The organism is Rothia mucilaginosa, assembly GCF_019334805.1.
Lineage (GTDB): Bacteria > Actinomycetota > Actinomycetes > Actinomycetales > Micrococcaceae > Rothia > Rothia mucilaginosa_C.
The window spans coordinates 960,174-981,065 of sequence record NZ_CP079822.1 but is presented as its reverse complement, the minus strand read 5'-3'; the positions used below and the strand labels follow the sequence as shown (position 1 = coordinate 981,065).

The 20,892-nt window shown below is 58.1% G+C and carries 16 protein-coding genes; 13 read left to right on the top strand and 3 right to left on the bottom strand.

Annotation, left to right across the window (positions count from 1 at the left end; genetic code table 11):
* Together LPB405_RS03770 and LPB405_RS03765 are read left to right on the top strand one after the other, a co-directional pair.
* Positions 1 to 699 (top strand): ABC transporter permease, encoded by a 699-nt coding sequence (locus LPB405_RS03770; RefSeq protein WP_070675419.1) that lies wholly within the window; start codon positions 1 to 3, stop codon positions 697 to 699.
* 5 nt (positions 700 to 704) lie between these two features.
* Positions 705 to 1,670, top strand: coding sequence for an ABC transporter substrate-binding protein (locus LPB405_RS03765; RefSeq protein WP_219102044.1), 966 nt, complete (start codon positions 705 to 707; stop codon positions 1,668 to 1,670).
* Positions 1,671 to 1,826: 156 nt separating this feature from the next.
* On the opposite strand, the gene LPB405_RS03760 is transcribed toward LPB405_RS03765, so the two are convergent.
* The gene (locus LPB405_RS03760) at positions 1,827 to 3,659 is read right to left on the bottom strand and encodes an alpha,alpha-phosphotrehalase (protein ID WP_219101945.1); all 1,833 of its coding nucleotides are present in this window, start codon (positions 3,657 to 3,659) and stop codon (positions 1,827 to 1,829) included.
* Positions 3,660 to 4,074: 415 nt separating this feature from the next.
* Between LPB405_RS03760 and ilvD the strand changes: the two genes are divergently transcribed.
* Both ilvD and LPB405_RS03750 read left to right on the top strand, forming a co-directional pair.
* Positions 4,075 to 5,919 carry a dihydroxy-acid dehydratase gene (ilvD, locus tag LPB405_RS03755; protein ID WP_219101944.1) on the top strand — a complete coding sequence of 615 codons (1,845 nt, stop codon included), beginning with the start codon at positions 4,075 to 4,077 and terminating at the stop codon, positions 5,917 to 5,919.
* Positions 5,920 to 6,182: 263 nt separating this feature from the next.
* A complete protein-coding gene (locus tag LPB405_RS03750; RefSeq protein ID WP_219101943.1) occupies positions 6,183 to 7,217 on the top strand; it encodes a 2-oxoglutarate dehydrogenase in 1,035 nt (344 codons plus the stop codon).
* A gap of 135 nt (positions 7,218 to 7,352) precedes the next feature.
* On the opposite strand, the gene LPB405_RS03745 is transcribed toward LPB405_RS03750, so the two are convergent.
* Positions 7,353 to 7,631, bottom strand: coding sequence for a putative quinol monooxygenase (locus LPB405_RS03745; RefSeq protein WP_049338252.1), 279 nt, complete (start codon positions 7,629 to 7,631; stop codon positions 7,353 to 7,355).
* A gap of 292 nt (positions 7,632 to 7,923) precedes the next feature.
* On the opposite strand from LPB405_RS03745, the gene LPB405_RS03740 reads away from it, so the two are divergent.
* Together LPB405_RS03740 and LPB405_RS03735 are read left to right on the top strand one after the other, a co-directional pair.
* A complete protein-coding gene (locus LPB405_RS03740; protein ID WP_219101942.1) occupies positions 7,924 to 9,120 on the top strand; it encodes an RNase H family protein in 1,197 nt (398 codons plus the stop codon).
* A gap of 231 nt (positions 9,121 to 9,351) precedes the next feature.
* Positions 9,352 to 10,452 (top strand): YdcF family protein, encoded by a 1,101-nt coding sequence (locus tag LPB405_RS03735; RefSeq protein ID WP_239661596.1) that lies wholly within the window; start codon positions 9,352 to 9,354, stop codon positions 10,450 to 10,452.
* Between the two features lie 181 nt (positions 10,453 to 10,633).
* Here the strand turns inward: LPB405_RS03735 and cls are convergent, their stop codons facing one another.
* Entirely contained in the window at positions 10,634 to 12,112 is a 1,479-nt protein-coding gene (gene cls, locus LPB405_RS03730; RefSeq protein ID WP_219101941.1) for a cardiolipin synthase, read from the bottom strand.
* A 113-nt stretch (positions 12,113 to 12,225) separates the two neighbouring features.
* Here cls and LPB405_RS03725 point away from each other — a divergent pair, with 113 nt between their 5' ends.
* The 7 genes from LPB405_RS03725 to LPB405_RS03695 all read left to right on the top strand — a co-directional run bounded on the left by LPB405_RS03725 (position 12,226) and on the right by LPB405_RS03695 (position 20,851).
* Positions 12,226 to 12,897, top strand: coding sequence for a TetR/AcrR family transcriptional regulator (locus LPB405_RS03725; RefSeq protein WP_236146160.1), 672 nt, complete (start codon positions 12,226 to 12,228; stop codon positions 12,895 to 12,897).
* Positions 12,898 to 13,028: 131 nt separating this feature from the next.
* Entirely contained in the window at positions 13,029 to 14,771 is a 1,743-nt protein-coding gene (locus tag LPB405_RS03720) for an MDR family MFS transporter (RefSeq protein WP_219101940.1), read from the top strand.
* A gap of 188 nt (positions 14,772 to 14,959) precedes the next feature.
* On the top strand, positions 14,960 to 15,415 hold the full coding sequence (locus LPB405_RS03715) for a helix-turn-helix domain-containing protein (protein WP_257604854.1): 456 nt from the start codon (positions 14,960 to 14,962) through the stop codon (positions 15,413 to 15,415).
* Positions 15,415 to 16,275 (top strand): IS3 family transposase, encoded by an 861-nt coding sequence (locus tag LPB405_RS03710; protein ID WP_219100477.1) that lies wholly within the window; start codon positions 15,415 to 15,417, stop codon positions 16,273 to 16,275. Before LPB405_RS03715 ends, LPB405_RS03710 begins: the two co-directional genes overlap by 1 nt.
* Positions 16,276 to 16,773: 498 nt before the next feature.
* On the top strand, positions 16,774 to 17,769 hold the full coding sequence (locus LPB405_RS03705) for an ABC transporter permease (RefSeq protein ID WP_005507218.1): 996 nt from the start codon (positions 16,774 to 16,776) through the stop codon (positions 17,767 to 17,769).
* Complete coding sequence (locus tag LPB405_RS03700; protein WP_219101939.1) at positions 17,766 to 18,758, top strand: ABC transporter permease; 993 nt, start codon at positions 17,766 to 17,768, stop codon at positions 18,756 to 18,758. The genes LPB405_RS03705 and LPB405_RS03700 overlap by 4 nt, the downstream gene beginning before the upstream one ends.
* Complete coding sequence (locus LPB405_RS03695; protein ID WP_049354458.1) at positions 18,758 to 20,851, top strand: ABC transporter ATP-binding protein; 2,094 nt, start codon at positions 18,758 to 18,760, stop codon at positions 20,849 to 20,851. Before LPB405_RS03700 ends, LPB405_RS03695 begins: the two co-directional genes overlap by 1 nt.
* Positions 20,852 to 20,892: the final 41 nt, after the last annotated feature.

Genomic DNA, 20,892 nt, shown 5'->3' with positions numbered 1-20,892 from the left:
GTGAACGTCATAGAACGAACCTTCGCCTACCTCATGGACGGCTCCAATTGGCAGGGAAGCGGCGGAATCCTCGTGCGTCTGCTCGAACACCTGAGCGTCACCGCCCTCGCCACCGCCTGCGCGGCACTCATCGTCGTGCCCCTCGGCCTCTGGGCTGGGCACCACCGCCCGGGTTACGGCACCAACCGCGGCCGTAGCAACCTGCTCATGAGCGCCGTAGCCGCCACCCGCGCGCTACCCGCGCTCGGTCTGCTCACCATCCTGGCGCTCTGGCTGGGCGTCTCAACCCTGCCCGCCCTCATCGTGCTCATTATTATTGCGGCGGCACCCCTGCTCGCCGGAGTTCTTGAAGGCCTCGCCGCCGTGCCGGAAGACCTCGTGGACGCAGCCCGCGCCCAAGGCCTGACCGAATGGCAGATTCTGACCCGCCTCGAAATCCCGCTCGCCGCCAACATGATGCTCGGCGGGCTCCGCTCCGCACTCGTGCAGGTCATTGCAACCGCGACTATCGTCGCCTATCTGAGCGGCGGAACCCTCGGCAGGTACCTCTTCGACGGGCTCGCCGTGCGCGACTACCCGCGCATGCTCGTCGCAACCCTGCTCGTAGCGCTTCTCGCTTTCGCCGTGGATGCGCTCATGGGCCTTGTGCAGCGTGCGCTCACCCCCGCGGGGCTCACCATCAACCGGAAGAAGGCATGAACCCGATGAATCAGACGCATCAAACCTTCACGCGCCCTACCGTATCTCGTCGCACTGCCCTAACCGCCGCCGGAGCGCTCGGCATGGCGGGTATTCTCAGCGCCTGCGGGCTCAGCGGCGATAAAGTCTTCAGCGGTGAACACGAAGGAATCATCGTCGGCTCAGCGGCCTTCGCCGAATCCCAAATCCTTGCCGAAATCTACGCCGGAGCTCTCGCCCGGGCGGGATTCAACGCCCGAACCCAGCTGAGCATCGGTGCCCGCGAAGCGTACCTGGGGGCACTCGCCTCCGGTGCGGTGGACGTTATCCCGGACTACTCCGGAAACCTGCTGCTCTACCTGGACCCGAAGGCTACAGCTAGCACTGCACAGGAGATTTTGCAGGCGCTACCCGCCGCCCTCGGCACCCTCACGACCGGCACCTCCGGAACTGAAATTCGCGCCCTCAACGCCTCCGAGGCGGAGGATAAGGACTCGCTCGTCGTTACCGCGCAGACCGCCCAGAAATACGGTCTGCGAAGCCTTGAAGACCTCGCCTCCCACTGTACGAATCTGAAGCTCGGCGCCGCCCCGGAGTTTGCCGAGCGCGCCTACGGCATCCCGGGTCTGAAAGAGAAGTACGGATGCGTTCCCGCCGAGTTCGTACCCCTCTCGGACGGCGGTGGCGCGCTGACCGTCAAGGCCCTGCTCGATGACACCGTGCAGGTGGTTGACCTCTACTCGACCACGCCCGCAATTGAGCAGAATCAGCTGGTGGTGCTGGAGGATCCGAAGAATATGATTCTGGCTCAGCAGGTGTTGCCCATTATCAATACGTCGCGAGTTCCCGACTCTGCGGCGGAGGTTTTGAACCGTGTCTCGGCGAAGCTGACCACCGCCGATCTGCGTACCCTCAACGACCGTGTTTCGGGTACCTCTAAGCAGGAGCCCGCGCAGGCGGCGGCTACCTGGCTGAATGAGCACGGCTTCTAAGAGTCAGCCTGAAATTCCGTATAAATTCCTCTATAGGAATGTCTATAAACAAAACCGACCTGGGAATATTCTAGAAATAGAATATTGCCAGGTCGGTTTATATTGCCCATCTCCCACACGTCTCCCACAGGTTAGGGGAGGGGCATGTAGTAGCTTTTAGCCCTCAATCAGCAGCGCCAGAGCCTCGTAGGGGCGCAGGCTCAGCGTCACCGTCTCAGCCGAATCAGATACAGCAGAATCCGCCGCAGCAGAATCGACCGCAGAATTCTTGTAATTACACACCAGCACGCGACCGGAACGAACGAACTCAGCCGGAACCTCAACCTCGGTCGGCTCACCGTAGAAGTTCGTCAGCACCAGCAGGCACTGTGCCGGGCTACCGTCCTCAGAGCCAGCCTCAGCGGGCAGCTCACGCAGGTACGCAAACACTCGCTCGTGATCCAGTGCGTAGGGCGCGTACGAACCCACAGAGATGACCGGGTACTGCTTACGCAGGGCAATCAGGTTGCGGTAGTAGGGCAGAATCACGCCGTCGCGTTCCTCATCCTCCACCGAAATACCGGCACCGGTCGCCGCATCACGCACCGGGGCGGGAGTCAGCCACGGCGAGGTGGAACCGAACCCTGCGGTCGCCGGATCTGCGGTCCACTGCATCGGTACACGCGAATTATCGCGAGCCTTCGATGCCACAATCTCCAGAGCCTGCTGCTCGCTCAGACCGCGCTCACGCAGCATCGCGTAGGCGTTGTGCGCCTCCACATCCACGTACTGCTCGATCGAGGAGTAGACCGGGTCAATCATGCCGATTTCCTCGCCCTGGTACACGTACGGGGTGCCGCGCAGCAGGTGAATCACGGTCGCCAGCATGGTCGCTGACTCGGCACGGTAACGCTCAACGTCACCAAAACGGTTCAGTGCGCGCGGCTGATCGTGGTTATTCCAGAACAGTGCATTCCAGCCGCCGCCGGCCTGCATGCCCAGCGCCCAATCGTTCAGAATCTGCTTCAGCTCGGCAAAACGGAACGGCACCTTTGACCACTTCTCGCCGTTCTCGTAGTCCACCTTCAGGTGGTGGAAGCTGAACACCATATCCAGCTCGTGGTGTGCCGGGTTGGAGTAGCCCACGCAGTTTTCGATGCTGGTTGAGGACATTTCGCCCACGGTCACGGTGTCATCATGCTGACCGAAGGAGGCGCGGTTCAGCTGCTGAATGCGGGTGTGCACAATCGGGGTGTCGGTGTATTGTGCCTTGTCTACGGTGCCTTCGGGGGCGTCGAGTAGCTCTTCACCCTTACCGATGACGTTAATGACGTCGAAGCGGAAACCGCGCACGCCCTTCTCGTACCAGAAGTTCACTACCTTAAACAGTTCGTCGCGCACAGTCGGGTTGTACCAGTTCACGTCTGCCTGGGTGCGGTCGTACAGGTGCATATAGAACAGGGGAGTGCCGTGCTCATCCGTGTACTCGCCAAAGCGGGACCAGCAGGAACCGCCGAACTTTGACTCCCAGTTGGTCGGTTCGCGTAGCTGACCATCCTCGGTGTACTTGCCGGGGCGAATGTAGAAGTAGTCCCAGTACTCGCGCTCACCGGCGAGCGCACGCTGGAACCACTCGTGCTCGGTCGAAATATGGTTGAGGACCATGTCGAACATGACGCCCACACCGTGCTCGGCGAGGGCGGCAATCATCTCTTCGACGTCTTCCATGGTGCCCAGGTCGGGGTTGATGGCGTAGTAGTCGGAGATGTCGTAGCCGTTGTCGTTCTGCGGGGAGGCGAAGAACGGGTTGAACCACACCATGTCCACGCCCAGGGAGGCAATGTAGGGCACCTTCTCGATGACGCCGCGCAGGTCGCCGTAGGCGCCACCGGCCGAAGAGTAGAAGGACTTGGGATACACCTGGTAGATGACGGAGGACGCGAAATCCTTACCGCCTGCCGGGCTGGTTGCTGGCGTGAGGGTGAGCGATGCGGTGGGTGCCTGTGTCATAGAAACCTTCTGAAATGTAAGCAGGGTTCAGCGTGTATAAAAGCGTGTATAAATCAGTGTGTTGGAAATGAACCGCACCGGTGCTACGTGTGGTGCTACGTATGCGCAGCGAGGCCCGTACGCGGCAGGCACGGCAGCCCGCCGCCTCCCGGTGCGTTCGCCGACTGAATATCGACGCCCGCAACCTGGGCTCATTCCAGATTAGGGGGCATAATGGGGTGATGTCCCCCATCTACCCCAAAGGGGGCAATTCTGCCGCAGATCCGGCACAACCCCCGTGGCCTCAACCCTCCCACCGATAGGCGGTTGCAGGCTCGTGCGCGTTTCGATGCATGAAACCAAAGTGACCCTGAGCTGAAGAGCGTTGGACGCCGCGCGTAAAATCAGTACTTGCATCACTACGGAAGGTAAAACAATGCCAGAACTGCGTTCACGTACTTCAACTCACGGCCGTAACATGGCTGGTGCCCGCGCCCTGTGGCGTGCCACCGGCATGGGCGATGATGATTTCGGCAAGCCCATTATTGCTATCGCGAACTCTTTCACCCAGTTCGTGCCCGGCCACGTGCACCTGAAGGATATGGGTGAGCTGGTCGCCGGCGCGATTCGTGAGGCTGGCGGCGTCGCCAAGGAATTTAACACCATCGCTGTTGATGACGGTATCGCGATGGGTCACGACGGTATGCTCTACTCGCTGCCTTCCCGCGATTTGATTGCTGACTCGGTCGAGTACATGGTCAACGCGCACCGTGCCGACGCGCTGGTCTGCATTTCTAACTGTGACAAGATCACCCCCGGTATGCTTCTGGCGGCTATGCGCCTGAACATCCCCACTATCTTTGTGTCCGGTGGCCCCATGGAGTCCGGCGAGGGCATTGAGGGCATTGTTGAGCACCGCCTCGACCTGGTGGACGCCATGGTGATGGCTGTTGATGATAGCGTCAGCGACGCTGCGCTCGCCCAGATTGAGAAGAATGCGTGCCCGACCTGCGGTTCGTGCGCGGGTATGTTCACCGCGAACTCCATGAACTGCCTGAATGAGGCGATTGGTCTGGCGCTGCCCGGTAACGGCACCACCCTGGCTACTCAGGTTGCTCGTAAGGAGTTGTTCCTGGATGCTGGCCGCCGCATCGTTGAGCTGGCTAAGCGCTACTACGAGCAGGATGACGAGTCGGTTCTGCCCCGCTCCATTGCGACCAAGGAGGCGTTCGAGAACGCTATGGCGCTGGATGTGGCGATGGGCGGTTCGACCAACACCGTGCTGCACACCCTGGCGATTGCCCATGAGGCGGGCGCTGACTTCACCCTGCAGGATATTGACCGCATTTCGCGTCAGGTTCCCTGCCTGGCGAAGGTCGCCCCGAACTCCACCAAGTACCACATTGAGCACGTGCACCGTGCCGGTGGTATCCCCGCCCTGCTGGGTGAGCTGAACCGTGCCGGCCTGCTGCACAAGAACGTTCATTCTGTTCACGCTGACTCGCTGGACGAGTGGCTGGACGAGTGGGATATCCGCAGCGGCAAGGCGAGCGAGAAGGCGAAGGAACTGTTCCTCGCGGCTCCCGGCGGCGTGCGCACCACTCAGGCGTTCTCCACCGCGAACAAGTACGAGTCCCACGAGACTGACGCTGAGAACGGCTGCATCCGCTCCGTGGAGCACGCGTACACCAAGGACGGCGGTCTGGCGGTCCTGTACGGCAACATTGCTCAGAACGGCGCGATCATCAAGTCTGCTGGTATTGATGAGGAGCTGTTCCACTTCAAGGGTCGCGCCTTTGTGGTCGAGTCGCAGGACGAGGCTGTGCACGAGATCCTGTCGAAGAACGTGAAGGAAGGCGACATTGTCGTCATCCAGTACGAGGGTCCGAAGGGTGGCCCCGGCATGCAGGAAATGCTGTACCCGACCTCCTACCTGAAGGGTCTGGGCCTCGGCAAGAAGTGCGCGCTGATTACTGACGGTCGTTTCTCCGGTGGTACGTCCGGTATTTCGATTGGTCACGTTTCCCCGGAGGCGGCCGCTGGCGGTGCGATCGGCCTAGTGCAGACCGGTGACGAGATTGAGATTGACGTGAACAACCGCATCCTGCGTGTGAACGTTTCGGACGAGGAGCTGGCTGCTCGCCGCGAGGCGAAGGGCGCTGCACCGTGGCGTCCGACGAAGCCGCGTGAGCGTCAGGTGTCGAACGCCCTGAAGGTGTACGGTATGCTGGCTGCTTCGGCTGATAAGGGTGGCGTGCGCATCCTGCCCGAGGACGCATAAGCCCCTCACGTATCGTGTGAGAATTTAATATTTGCCCCGATGGGCTGGCGCCCCGTTCCGCGGTTTTTCTGCGGGCGGGGCGCTGTTCTTTGTCTGCGTCTTTGTCCGTGTCTTTGTCTGCCGTCGTGGGATACCCGGTGCGGCGTATTGCCTTGTCAGTTGCGGTGCAGTAGGGTGTAAGAAGGTATTTAGGTACCCGCTTCACCGACTCAGCACAACCACTCAAACACAACGCAATTCGCAACCCTCACGAGGACGCACTCATGATTACCCTGCCCGCACGCGCACAGCGTGCCTTTACTCGTCGTGCCCTGACGGCTCTTGCCTGCATTGGCGCGCTCGCTTTGAGCTCTTGCTCTGCTCAGCCGCATGCTGATGATTCTGAAACCGCCCCGATGAAGGTCGCGACTTCCTCGGCGGCCGTTGATGCGAAGACCCTGTTTAAATCGGCGGACGGCTCCTGGAAGCCGAATACTGTGCAGATTTCTGCCGGTCTGGATGCGCCGGCAACTTTTGATGCTGTAGCAACCCCGACCGATGAGCCGAGCACGGACGCTGAGTACGAGGCGGCATACGCTTCCGCGAGCGGCTCCGCGAACATTATTGATGCGGGTACCCGCTGCGGTGTGACGAGTCTGCTGGGTGGTTCTGCCGGTATTTACGTGTATGACGGTTCGGATTGTGCGAAGGCTCAGGAGGCGGTGCGTCTCTTCAACAGCCGCAAGAACCAGGATGGTTCGGCGAGTGTTGAGTGGTATCAGTGCGCCACGAAGGTGCAGGGCCGCGACTACATTACGGGTGCCTGCTTCACGCAGGGTGGTAGCGTTGAGAAGCCTCGCCTGGCGTTGATTCCGGCGCAGACCCGCATGCTGTCGGGTACGCTGACTTTCGCTGAAGCGTACGGCGGCGGTACTTTCGGTCAGGGCGATTCGGCGAAGACTGTTGAGGCGCTGCGTTTCACCAGCCCGGACTCTAAGGTCGCGTGCTCGGTGACCCCGTCGGGTGTGGATTGCCAGGCGCTGGTGGGTGTGACCCTGGAGGGTTGGGATGCCGCCTCCGGTAAGGCGCAGCAGCGCGTGCACATGGTGCAGGGTCAGGCTCCTGCGGTGAGCCTGGTCGGTCAGACCGCCACCCCGGAGCCGGTGAATACCGAGGGTATTACTGCGCTGCCTGCCGGTCAGGTGGTGACTGCGTACGGTTACACCTGCAAGTCGGTAAATAGCGGTAAGGTGCATTGCGTGAGCGCGACGAATGGTTTCACGCTTGATTCGGTGGAGGTTGGCGTAGAACGCCGATAAACCTGGCGAGCATGAAGGCGCGCCGCGAGTAGCCGCGCTCGCTTCCAAGGCTGGTATGCCTCCATGGCTGACATACGAAGGTGCCCGGCACCCCTCACATAGGGGGTGCCGGGCACTTTCGGTATTTAACGTCGTTTAGCGGAAGTTGACGATGCGAACGTCCAGCTCGGAGGAGAGCAGCGGCTCCCATGCGGCGACAGCCTTCTGGAAGTGCTCGGCGCCCATGTGCTTTTCGAGTAGTTCCTGGGATTCCCAACGCTCGATGAATGCGAAGTCGGTGTCGGAGACGGCACCGAAGTCGTAGCTGACGTTGCCTTCGTCCTGGCGGCTTGCGGTCACGAGCGGTTCGATGGTCTTGAGGAATTCTTCGACGTGCTCGGGCTTGACGGATACTCCGGCGTAAACACCAATCATGGGGCTCTCCTTATGGGGTGGGCGGCGTGAGGCCGCATCGTATATGACTCTTTAACCGTACACCTTCACCCCGCGGCGGGGAGGTGTGCGCGGGGGTTTCTCGCGCTGTGTTCTGTGCTGGGTTTTGTGTTGTGCCGGCGTGTGAGAGGAGTTGCGGTTATTCCATTCGCTCACCGTAAAAAAGGCGTTTTATATTTGCGTGCCCCTTTCTTTTCGACCTATAAAAGAATGAGGATGATACACCGCATGAATGGAAGGAGACGCGGTATGGCACGCATGGGGGGTGACACTCATGGGATTTTCACCGGCGCATATCAAACGATGCACCCTGACCTGGGAGGCGCCCGACTATAGCGCTTCGTACCCTGCCGGGTACACGGATCAGGGTGTTGCTGTGATTGCGGTGGCTCAGGAGCATCGTACGGCGCAGGGTTTTTGCTATTCAGCCTTGTCGACGGTGGTTTTTATTTCTAAGCAGGACGGCACCCGCACGGTGGTGAATGAGGAGCCGATGCTTTTCACTCACGTTCATTCCCTGATGGAGTGCTGCGATGAGGTGCATCCTTGCCTGCTGGGTCGTGCCGTGCTTTCGGCGTGGGATGTGGTTCCTGAGCAGTACCGTCAGAACCTGGTGACGATTGCTGCTGACCGTAAGAATTTGAAGCAGCTTTTCCGTGATTGCGACCAGTTGAAGGGGATTATGGAGTACCGCGCCTTTGAGAAGGTGCTGGACCCGTACGATAACCATTCTTTGGGTGAAGTGCATGTGAAGCTTGCTGGCACGCCCGCGTATGAGCGGATGCAGGCTGAGGTGTGTGCGGCACGTACCGCTGTGGATGAGATGGTGGAGGAGGCACTGACCCCTCGTCCGCTGGATCAGCTGCAGGACTATAGCGTTTTCACGGATTGTTCGTTCCGTTCGACTCACAATAAGAAGTATCAGCGTGGCGGCCGTATGGGTATCGCCGGCGTGAGTGAGGACGGCTTCTATTTTCATGCCCACTATGATGGCGTGAACATTATGACCGGTGAGCTGTCTGCAATGTTGGCGGCTTATACGGTGTTCCATAGCGGTTCGCGCCGCCTGATTATTCATACGGATTCTTTGGGTGCGTTGACGTTTGTGTTGCGTTTGGCGCATAGCCGTTGGGCTTTTGAAGCCTGGGTTTCTGAGGGCATTCAGGATGAGCGTGTTGTGGCTCAGATGCGTGCTTTGACGGAGGCTATCCGCGAGAAGCGTGTGCTGGTGAAGCATGTTCCGGGCCATACGGGCCACGGTTTGCAGGAGAGTAGCGACTCTGTGTCGAAGATGCATCGCCATTTTCCGGGGCAGATTGTGGATAAGCGTCATCAGAGCGAGTTTAATCAGCGTTGCGAGTCGATTATTACTGCTTTGTCGGGTTGTGCGAAGGCTGTTCGCCTGCTTGCGCCGGAGTGGTTGCAGATTAAACCTTCTTCAATCCACACGGGAAACCGTTTATGGCGCTAAACTAGTCCAGGGTAGAAATGAACGCGCGATGCATTCGCCGCATACGAAAGTATGCGATGTCGGAGGTGTCGCGTGTTTCTTTTTGCCCTTTTGCCTTTTCTGCATGCGCTTGTGTGCGGCGGGCCTGCAGCGATAGATGTACAGCGGTGGGGATAGAATTGTGTGAAGAATTTTTTTGATTCTCCCGATTTTTAGCGGGCGCACACTTTACTTATTTTTGGGATCCAATTTATGCAGTTTCTTCCTCCTCCCGGTTCTTCTCTATATATCCCGCTGGTGGTGCTGTATGCGCTGACGGCGCTTTCGCCGGTGCTTTTTATCTGCCTCTACCTGCGGGAACGCCGTAGCGTGTTTGTCGGCTGGCTACTGATTGTGACCGTGGGGTTGCTGGGTACGAGCCTGGGCGCAATGGCGGTTGTGTCAGAGAACCAGATTTTGCTGGTGCTGGCGCTCCTCATTGTTATCATTCCGGTGATTCTTTCGCTTTTTACGCCTCTGGGTTTGACCGGTCTGTTCCTTTATAGCGGTGTGCGCCTTATTGCTCGTGAGGGTTTTTCGCTCACTAATTCTTTGGCATTGGCTGCCGGTGTCGCTCTTATTGTGGGGCCGTTCTTTGTTCCCGGTTCGGTGGAGAATGTTCCGTTTGGCGGCGTGTGGGGCACTATTTATTTCTATTTTTCGCTGGTGCTGACCTATTTCACTATCTACGCGGTGGGCTTTACTGTGGCGGCAGCGTTGAACCTGGTAAATTTCCGCCAGCAGGCTGACTATGTGGTGGTGCTTGGTTCGGGTCTTATTGGTGACCAGGTGACTCCGCTGTTGGCGGGTCGTATCGATCGCGGCATTGAAATTTACCGTAAGAACCCCGGCTCGAAGCTGATTATGTCTGGCGGTCAGGGCGCGGATGAGGAGGTGCCCGAGGGCGTGGCGATGACTCGCTACGCTGTATCCCGTGGTATTCCCGAGGCGGACATTATTGTGGAGGACCGCGCGGTGAACACCCGCGAGAACCTGCTCTTCTCTTACGCCTTGATGCCGGAGGTTGCCGAGGGTAAAACCCCGAAAGTTGCTGTGGTAACAACCAGCTACCACCTGTTCCGTGCGTTGCTGTTGGCACGTTCGCTGGGTCTGGAATGCTGGGGTGCGGGGGCTCGTACGAAGCTGTATTTTGCGGTGAATGCTTTTATCCGTGAGTTTATTGGGTATTTGAGTATTACTCGCCGTCGCCACATCATCACTTTGAGCCTGTGCACGGTTCTCTACATTGCAGTGGCGCTCTTCGTGTGGTATTTGTACTCCGCCGATTTGAAGGGCCCGGGCGAACCGATGTAGCATCCAGCTGCGGCTCTAGCCGGTAGCCCCGTCCTAATGTATAGCGCTGCTCTAGCATGTGGCCCGGCGCATCCCAGCGATGGTGCATACAAAAGCTCCCCTGAGTATTGATTTAATCGAACTCAGGGGGAGCTTTTATCTCGTGCGCTTTAGCGGGTAAAGCTAGTGGGTCAAAAATGGTTTAGAGGAGCGATGACCACAGTCGGCAGAGGTTCTCCGTCATCTTGATGCGGCGCGGGCGCTCCGCCCACTGGGTGTACAGCAGCTCGGTGCAGACCTGCTCGTATTCGGCGCATACTTCATCCAGCATCGCCACCATTTTGCGGTCAATGACGAACGTTGACACTTCCATGTTCAGCGAGAAGGAACGCGGGTCCATATTGGACGAGCCAATGAACGCGATTTCGTCGTCGACCATCATGAACTTGGAGTGCAGCACGGTCGGGCTGGGGTACTGCAGAATACGCACACCCGCCTGCAACAGCTGCTCGTAGTAGGAACGCTGCGCCATGTTCGGCAGGAACTGGTCGCCCTTCTCGCACACAATCACGGTGGTTTCAATACCGGAGTATGCGGCGTTCGTGAGTGCCTGCAGTAGGGTCTCTTCGGGCACGAAGTAGGGTGAGCAGATGGTGATACGCCGCTCAGCATTGTAGATCAAGTAGTTGATGAGGCGCAGGTTGTTTTCGGTTTCAAAACCGGGGCCGGAGGGAACAACCTGGGCGCGCATCCCATCCTCGTGGTAGGGGATGGTGGTGTTAATTTCTGCCAGGATCAGCTGGTTCGTTTCGGAGTACCAGTCGGAGACAAAGACAGCGTTGAGCTCTTCAACAATCGGGCCGGTGCAGGAGAAGGTCAGATCCTTCCACTCCAGGCCCTTCTTGATGTTTTCGGGCATGTCGTAGGAGCGGTGAATAGCGTTCTGCGAGCCGGAGAACGCGACGCGGCCGTCCACGACGAGGACCTTGCGGTGGTTACGCAGGTCGGGGCGCTGCCACTTGAGCTTCCACGGCTTGAGGGGCAGCATGAGGCGCCACTGCATACCCGACTCGTTGAGCATTTTCACGAGCATCTTATAGGACGGGTATTTGCGGGAGCCGATATGGTCGATGAGTACGCGCACCTGCACACCGCGTTTGTGGGCGGCGAAGAGGGCGTCCCAGAGGACTGCGCTCGCCTCGTCGTAGGCGGTGATGTAGAACTCGAAGTGCACGTATTCGGTGGCGCGGTCGACTTCTTCCGCCATGGCGACCATTGCCTCGTGGTTGTCGGTGTGGAGGGTGAACTGGTTGCCGCCGACCAGGGGCAACGAGCCGAGGGTGTAGTTGAGCTGGCTGGCTGCCTTTGCGGGGTCGGAGAGGTCGTCGGTGCGGGTGAGGAAGGGCTTGTTCTCGCTGACTTCGCGGATTATGTCGTTCATGGCGTGTTGGCGTGCGCGGCGGTAGGCGGGCAGGCGCGAGGAGCCGAAGACGAGGAATGCGATGAACCCTACGAAGGGGATGAAGAAGATGGCCATGAGCCAGCCCAGTGCAACCACGGGTTTGCGGTTGTAGGGGAGCCAACAGAGGGCTGCGAGTCGGATGAGGATATCGGCGATGCCGAGTGCGAGGCGTAGCCAGTCTGGCAGGAAATCGAGATAGGCGGGGGCAAACAAGTTCATCCCTCTATTATGCCGATGTTTTGTGTGGGGCTGGAGCTTAGCTGGCTATGCTGTGGGCCTTAACGCCAAAAATGCACTTGAGCATTGTGTGCAGTGATGAAATAATTGCAGTTATGCAGAAAAAGGAACAGAGCCTTCGCGAACGCCGCCGCGAACAAACCTGGACGGCAATCCACGAAGCAGCCCTCAAACGCGTCCGCGAACACGGGATGCGCGGAACCACCGTTGAAGAAATCGCCCAGGAGGCGGGCGTCTCCCCGCGTACCTTCTTCAACTACTTCCCCTCTAAAGAGGATGCCGTCCTGGGTCTGCGCGAACCGGTGGTCAGCGAGGAAATCCTCGAGACAGACCGTGCCCACGAGGATGACAACACGATCATTCGTGTAACCCACCTTCTCTGGGAGGTCATTTTCCAGAGCTTCCACTACGCCAAGGGCAAGGACCCCCGAGCTCCCTATCAGGAGTTCCCCGAGTCCGCGAAACGAATGAAGATGCACTACATGAAGTGCGAACAGGTGCTCACCGAGTACCTGAACACCATCGACTGGGTGGCTTTTGATGCTGCTGGTCGCCGCGGCCCCTTCCCGCGCCGAAACCCGGCTGACCCGCTGACCGATCACTTCCGCGAGCGATCGCGCGCAAAGGTCCAGCTTGCCTCCGCGGTGCTTCGTCAGCTGGAGTTTGCCCGCAATCTGGAGGACAAAGAGGATATCGCCCGCGGTATTCGCCAGACGGTGAAGACCTTCCAGTTCCTGCTTTTTGAGCAGAGTCGACCTGCAATCTAGCGGCGGTTTACTACTGCAAACGGCAAAGCCCGCCGGAAACCGAATCGGAGGCCCCGAATCGAGGCAACCGAATCCAGAGCCCGGCGGACACTCACAACAGACATATATAGAACGTAACTAAGGATTAAACGATGAGTACAGAGGAAAAGAATCTACCTCAGCCGCCAGCCGGTGAGGCTAAGCAGGAAAGTAAAAACCGCATCCGCGCCATGTTCCTGGGCCTGGTCATTGTGATGCTCATGTCCTCGCTGAACCAGACGATTCTGGCGCCGTCGCTGCCCACGATTGTGGGTGAGCTTCACGGCGTGGAGCACATGAGCTGGGTGATTACTATTTTCATCCTGCTTTCGACGATTACGATGCCGGTCTACGGCAAGCTTTCTGACCAGTTTGGACGCAAGCCCTTCCTGATTTTTGCGATTGTCTCTTTCATGGCGGGTTCGATTGTTGGCGCGCTTGCGCAGAGCATGAACTGGCTGATTTTTGCTCGTGGCCTGCAGGGTCTGGGTGGCGGTGGCCTGATGATTCTTTCTCAGGCGGTGATTGCTGATGTGATTCCTCCGCGCGATCGAGGCCGCTACATGGGTATTATCGGTGGCGTTTTCGCGTTCTCGTCGGTGGCTGGTCCGCTGATTGGCGGCTGGATTACTGAGGGTCCGGGTTGGCGTTGGGCGTTCTGGCTGAACCTGCCGCTGGCTATTCTGTCGATTCTTGCGGTAATTTTCTTGCTGCCGCACCGCCCGTTCCGTGAGCGTGAGAAGCACAGCATCGACTACCTTGGTTCGCTGATTCTGATGGCGGGTACGAGTGCGCTCGTGCTTGCCACAATTTGGGGTGGCAACCAGTACGAATGGTCCTCGCCGCAGATTATTGGTCTGCTGATTTTCTCGGTGGTTGCTGCGCTGGTGTTTATCCCGGTGGAGAACCGTGCGGCTGAGCCGATTATGCCCATGTACCTGTTCAAGAACCGTAACTTCCTGCTGACTCTGGGTGCTTCGCTGGCGCTGGGTGTGGCAATGTTCGGTGCGGTGGAGTATATCCCGACTTATCTGCAGATGGCGCTGGGTGTGAGCGCTACGGTGGCTGGTCTGCTGATGATCCCGATGATGGGTGTCATGCTGGTGGTGTCGATTGTGACGGGTCGCGTGGTGTCGAAGACCGGTCGCTATAAGCGTTATGTGACGAGCGGTACCGCGATTGTGGCGCTGGGCCTGTTCCTGTTGTCGACCGTGACTATTGAGACTCCGACCTGGCTGTTCTGTATATACCTTGCGGTGATGGGTGCCGGTCTGGGTATGTCTATGCAGTTCTTGACTCTGATTGTTCAGAATGCGTTCCCGGTGAGCGTGGTTGGTACCGCGACGGCGTCGAATAACTTCTTCCGTCAGGTGGGTGCTACTGTGGGTGCCTCGCTGGTGGGTGGTCTGTTCACCTCGCGTCTGACCTCGCTGATTTCTGAGCGTATGCCGCAGCAGGCGCTGCAGTCTTCGGGTAGCCATGCGTCTTCGTCTCTGACTCCTGAGCTGGTGGCGTCTTTGCCGGAGCCGGTGCACGGCATCATTGTGAATGCGTATAACGATGCTCTGATTCCGCTGTTCCTGTACTTGGTGCCGCTGGGCCTGGTGTCTACGCTGCTTCTGTTCTTCATTCGTGAGGATGCGCTGGCGACGACCCTGGAGACTGAGCCGGCTGTTGATATTGCCCGTGCGGCGACCGGTGCGATTCCGGTGATTACTCCGGAGATGGCGGCTAAGGATGCTGAGGCTCTGAAGAGCATGCACGCCTCTGCTCGTGCTCGTATTGATGAGTCGTTGAGCTCGGAGGCTTCGCCTGAGGCGGGTTCTTCGGAGGATGGCGGCTCCTCGCGTTCTTAGAATGAGGGATAACGAAAAGGTGCGCGCCGGAGGCGTTGCCTTCCTATATAAGCGGCGCCCCGGTGCGAGTCGTGAACTGCCTCCCGTTTCTTGGACAACAAAAATGAAGTCCAGGAAATGGGAGGCTTTTCATGTCTATAAATCTGGGAATGAGGCATGATCGTTTGCTCCGGGAGCAAGCAGCGCAAATGTTCGAGAGAGGATTCGGCTATGGTCTGACCGCCAAGAAGCTTGGTATGTCTGCCGCGACTGTGAGAGAGTGGCAGAAAACGTACCGCGTCATCGGGAAGGACGGGCTTCTTGCCATGGGAGTAAAGCAGGCCAGATACGACTACGAGACCAAGGTCGCCGCAGCAAGGGCCGTGGTTGACGGTGGGATGAGTAAGCCTGAAGCAATGATGCGCTTCGGTATTGCAAGCGCTACACCGTTGAAGCAGTGGTGCAGGCTGTACCGTGAAGGCGGCGCGCAGGCGCTTAAGCCTAAGCCCAAGGGCAGGCCGAAGGGGTCGGTGCGGGCGGTGCCGCTAACGCGTGAGGAGGAACTTGCCGAGCGTGTGCGCAAGCTTGAGGCGCAGGTGGCGTACCTAAAAAAATCGATTGCCCTGAAGGCGCAGAGGCGCTCCCAAACCGGGACAAAGCCCTAGTGGTCGCTGAGCTTTCAGGGCACGGGCACAAGCTGTACGACCTCCTTGAGGTGGCTGGCCTTGCCAAATCGAGCTACTACTACGCGTTGGCTCATCCCCAGCAGCCAACCAGAGTGCAGCTACGTGCCAAGGTTGCCCAGATCTTTTCGCGTACCCCTAACGGGTGCGGTCACAGGCAGGTGGCCATGTGTCTGCGCGCTGAGGAAGGGGTGCGTATCGCCGATAAGACGGTTTTGAAGATGATGCGTCAGATGGGGTTGCGTTGCGGTATACGCCGCCAGAGGCCCTACCGCAGGTACAACTCTTACAAGGGGGACGTGGGGCAAAGTTTTGAGAACATCATCGGTCGCGACTTCACGGCGACCGGTCCTTGGCAGAAGTTGGGTACCGATGTTACCGAGTTTAAGCTTTCCTTCGGTAAGGCCTACCTGGCGCCGGTTTATGACTTTGCCAGCAAGGAGATTGTTGCTCACTCTATCTCGATGTGTCCCAATCTCGTCCAGCAACAAGAGATGCTTCAGGTACTCATGGAGGCCAAACCCGAGGGAGCTAAGCCGATTTTGCACTCGGATATGGGGTGGCAGTATCAGCACGAGACCTACATCAGTATGCTCGCTGAGAACGGTTTTATCCAGAGTATGTCGCGTAAAGGCAACTGCATTGATAATGGCGCCACCGAGCAAGTCTTTGGGCATCTTAAGGATGAGTTTTTCCGTGGGCAGGATTGGCTGACTTTTGAGAGTTTCAAAGCTGACCTTGACGCCTATATTACGCATTGGAACACAGCAAGGCGCCAGGTGAAGCTTAGGGGCCTGACCCCGGTGGAGTACCGGGATCAGGCCCTGTTGGAAGCTGTGTAAGGGTTACTATTTAATGCGTCCAAGTTTCGGGGCGCAGTTCATCGTGTGCTCGTGCCGGGGCGCCGTTTTTGGCTGAGTTGCCTTAAATAGCGCGCTTAAGAGGTGTGCCTTAGTGCTTGGTTTAGGGGTTGGAAGTGTTGGTTTAGTCCCTTAAATAGTGGGTTTACGTGGTGTTTTGCCCCATTAAAGCGCTTATCGAAAAGGTTATTACGTCCCTATGTCGAGAGAATTGTTTCCGATGTAAAATTTTCGTAAAAATTGTTAATCCGCCCCTTTTCCCCGGTATTCCGGGGCATTTTTTTACCCAGCTCCCTTTTAGCTTGCATACAGGCTGTTCTAAGGGGTGAAAGTGCCCAATGTGGGTTTGGTGGAAGTGTTACAGGCTATATAAGATAAAGTACATATGCTCCTAGTGACAGTCATCACGAAGCAGTGCGCTAGGACAGCATGACACACATGCCTTAACACCGACATCTACACAAGGAGGGGAACCGTCCCATGTTTAGGTACATCCTCCAGCGATCGCTGACGTACCTCGTCATGGTCTTTATTACGACCACGATGGGTTACTTTGCAGCGGTTACTGCCCTGAAGCCTGCCCTCTTGGAGCAGGAAAAGGTTCCGAAGCCTAGCCCCGAGCAGGTGAACCGTAACTTCGCATCCCTGGGTCTCGATCCCGAAATGAACCCCTGGGACCGCTACGTTCAGTGGCTGACCAATGTGGTCACCAAGTTCGATTGGGGCCGTAGCCCCAACGGCGCGTACATTAACCAGGAATTTGGCCAGCGCGTGTGGGTTTCTACCCGCCTGCTGCTGGTGGCTACCATTCTCTCGATTGTGATTGGTATTGCCCTGGGTGTGTACTCGGCAGCTCGCCAGTACAAGTTCTCTGACCGTGTTATCACCGGTTACTCCTACCTGGTCTACATCATCCCCGCTCCCGTTGCTTACTTCGTGGTGCAGCAGGGCGCGACCACTATCAACAACATCGCCGTTGCTAATGGTGGAGAGAAGATTTTCTATGTGACCGGTATTTCGACTCCGGGTCTGACCGGATTCTGGGAAATCACCATGGATATGGCGGCGCACTACGTCGTGCCGACCTTCTGTATGACCATCTTCGGTTGGGCTGGTTACCAGATTGCACAGCGTCAGTACCTGCTCGATAACGTGAACGCTGACTTCGTGCGTACCGCTCGTGCTAAGGGCTTGACCCGTAACCAGGCGATTACTCGCCACGCACTGCGCGTCTCCTTCATCCCCGTGGCACAGTCCATCGCGTACCAGATTCCGATGATTTTTGCGGGTGCATTCTTCGCCGAGACCGTCTTTGCATGGCCCGGTATCGGTAAGTGGTCGATTGACTCCATTTCCGCGCAGGACGTGAACGCTGCGACCGTGACCCTCGCGTACGGTTCTGCACTGTTCGCTGTCGGTGCGATCATCGCTGATATCGCTACCACCATCGTCGACCCCCGAGTGAGGATCTCATGAGTCAGGTAACTGCAACTTCCTCCGTACCGGTGGTACAGGAGAACGGTGACTTCAAGGTCATCAACAAGAGCGTTATTATTCTGCGCCGCTTCCTGCGTAACAAGGCTGCAGTCTTCGGTCTGTGCGTGTTCATCGGCATGGGTCTGTTCGGTAAGTACCTGACCAAGTACAAGCCCAACGACATTGACTACATGGCGCTGGGTGAAGGCCCCTCGGCCGAGCACTGGTTCGGTACCACCATCGCGGGTAATGACGTGTTCGCCATGATGTCTGAGGCCGTCTGGACCTCTCTCCAGATTGGTGTGGTCGTCGGTTTGGCCACTGTGTTCATCTCCGCAGTTTACGGTTGTGTGATGGCGTACTTCGGTGGCTGGATTGACAAGATTATGCTGTTCATCCTCGAGACCCTGATCATGGTTCCCTCGCTGCTGATTCTGGCAATTCTGATTAACGGTCAGGTTGGTAAGCAGATTCAGAAGAGCGTCCCCACCTGGGTTCTGCTCTCCGCTGTGCTGATTGCCTTCGGCTGGATGGGTAACGCCCGTGTTATTCGTGCAATGGCGCAGTCCCTCATCAACCGCGACTTCGTGAAGGCTGCACGCTACATGGGTGTGCACCCCTTCAAGATTGTGATGCGCCACCTGGTTCCGAACATTGGCTCCCTGCTGGTTCTGAGCTTCACCAGCGGCATCATGGGCGCTGTGCTCTCTGAGGTCGCTTACTCCTTCATCGGCATCGGTATTAAGTACCCCAACTACTCGCTGGGCTCGCTGATTTCGGATGCTTCGCAGCAGATTAACACCCTGCCGCACATGTTCTGGTTCCCGGTTCTGTTCTTCTTCCTGCTGGTTGGTCCGCTGGCCCTCATGAACGACGGTCTGCGTGACGCATTCGACCCGACTTCGATGTCGGTCGGTAAGATCAAGAAGTCCAAGAAGAACGAGAAGGCAGAGGCACCCGCTGCCGCTGCAAAGGAGGCGAAGAACTAATGAGTACCTCTCCCGTTCTGAGCGTTAAGGACCTCAACGTCCGCTTCAACACTGAGAATGGCGTCGTGCACGCTGTTCGCGGTGTGAACTTTGACCTGTACCCCGGTAAGACCCTGGGTATTGTGGGTGAGTCCGGTTCCGGTAAGTCCGTTGCTTCCATGGCGATCATGGGCCTGCACCCGACCACCGCTGACATCACCGGTTCGGTTAAGTACAACGGCACCGAGCTGCTGGGTCTGAGCGATAAGGAAATGTGCGCATACCGCGGCAAGGAAATCTCTATGATTTTCCAGGATCCGCTGTCCTCGCTGACCCCCGTGTACACCATTGGTGACCAGATTGCTGAGGTGCTCAAGGTCCACAACAAGGGCATGAGCAAGCAGGCTATCAAGGACCGTTCCATCGAACTGATGCGTATGGTGGGTATTCCTTCGCCGGCTGACCGCCTGCGTTCCTTCCCGCACGAGTTCTCCGGTGGTATGCGTCAGCGCATCATGATCGCTATGGCGATTGCGAATGACCCCCGCGTGCTCATCGCCGATGAGCCCACCACCGCACTGGATGTGACCATTCAGGCGCAGGTGTTGGAGGTTATGCAGAAGGCCCAGGAAGAGACCGGCGCAGCGACCATCATGATTACCCACGACCTCGGTGTTGTGGCTGGTATGGCTGACGACATTCTGGTGATGTACGCCGGTAAGCCGGTGGAGATTGCGAAGGCAGAAGACCTGTACAAGCATCCCTCCCACCCGTACACCATCGGTCTGCTGGGTGCGGTCCCGCGTGTGGACCGTTCCGAGAAGGTCTCCCTGGTTCCGATTGAGGGTACCCCTCCGAACCTGATTAACCCGGTGACCGCGTGCTCCTTCCGCCCGCGTTGCCCCATCGCTAAGAGCGGTGGCCAGTGCTGCCAGGACTCCAACGGCGAGCCCGATCTGCAGCTGCTGGAAGGCGTTGGCGAGGGCCACTACTCCTCCTGCACCATCTCTCAGGAGCTGGTCGGTAAGACCGCAGACGAGCTGTACCCGGTTCCGGAACCCCCGGTATCGAAGTACGACGGTATTCCGCGTGAGGAGCGTGCCCCCGTCCTGGAGGTCCGCAACGTCAAGAAGCACTTCCCGCTCATGAAGGGTGCGCTGATTAAGCGCCGCGTGGGCACTGTGAAGGCTGTGAACGGCCTGTCCTTCGATATTCGTGAGGGCGAGTGCTTCTCCATCGTGGGTGAGTCCGGTTGTGGTAAGACCACCACCCTGCTGGAAATCATGGAGTTCAACAAGAACACCGACGGTGAGATTCTGATTAACGGAACCTCCACCAAGGACGGCAAGTCCGCAGGTGAGATTCTTGAGCTGCGTAAGAACCAGCAGATGGTGTTCCAGGACCCCACCGGTGCTTTGGATCCGCGCTTCACCGTTTACGAGGTGCTTGCTGAGCCCCTGGAAAACCAGGGCATGAACAAGGCAGACATCAAGAAGCGCGTCATCGAGCTGATGCACATTGTGGGTCTGCAGCCTGACCACGTGAACCGCTTCCCGAACCAGTTCTCTGGTGGTCAGCGTCAGCGTATCGGTATTGCTCGTGCGCTTGCCGTGAACCCCAAGCTCGTGGTTCTGGATGAGCCGGTGTCCGCACTGGACGTGTCCGTCCAGGCTGGTGTGATCAACCTGCTGGAGGAGCTGCGTGCAAACCTGGGCCTGAGCTACCTGATGGTTGCTCACGACCTCGCGGTGATTCGCCACGCATCCGACCGCGTTGCAGTGATGTACCTGGGTCGTATTGTTGAGATTGGTGACGTCGACCAGGTGTTCGACAACCCGATTCACCCGTACACCCGTGCACTGCTCTCGGCGATTCCGGTTCCGGATCCCGAGGTTGAGGCAAAGCGCCACCGCATTATGCTTGAGGGCGACCTGCCCACTCCGGTGAACGCGCCTAAGGGTTGTGGCTTCTCGAGCCGTTGCCCGGTCTTCAAGCTGCTGCCTGAGGACAAGAAGCGTCGTTGCCTGGAGGAGATGCCGGAGCTGACCCCCGTTGAGGGTGAGGATCACGGTTATGCTTGCTACTACCCTGAGGCTGAGGCCGCTACGGTGTAGCTCTAGAGTCGGCTGAATAAGTCGCATGTGTGCCGAGGGGC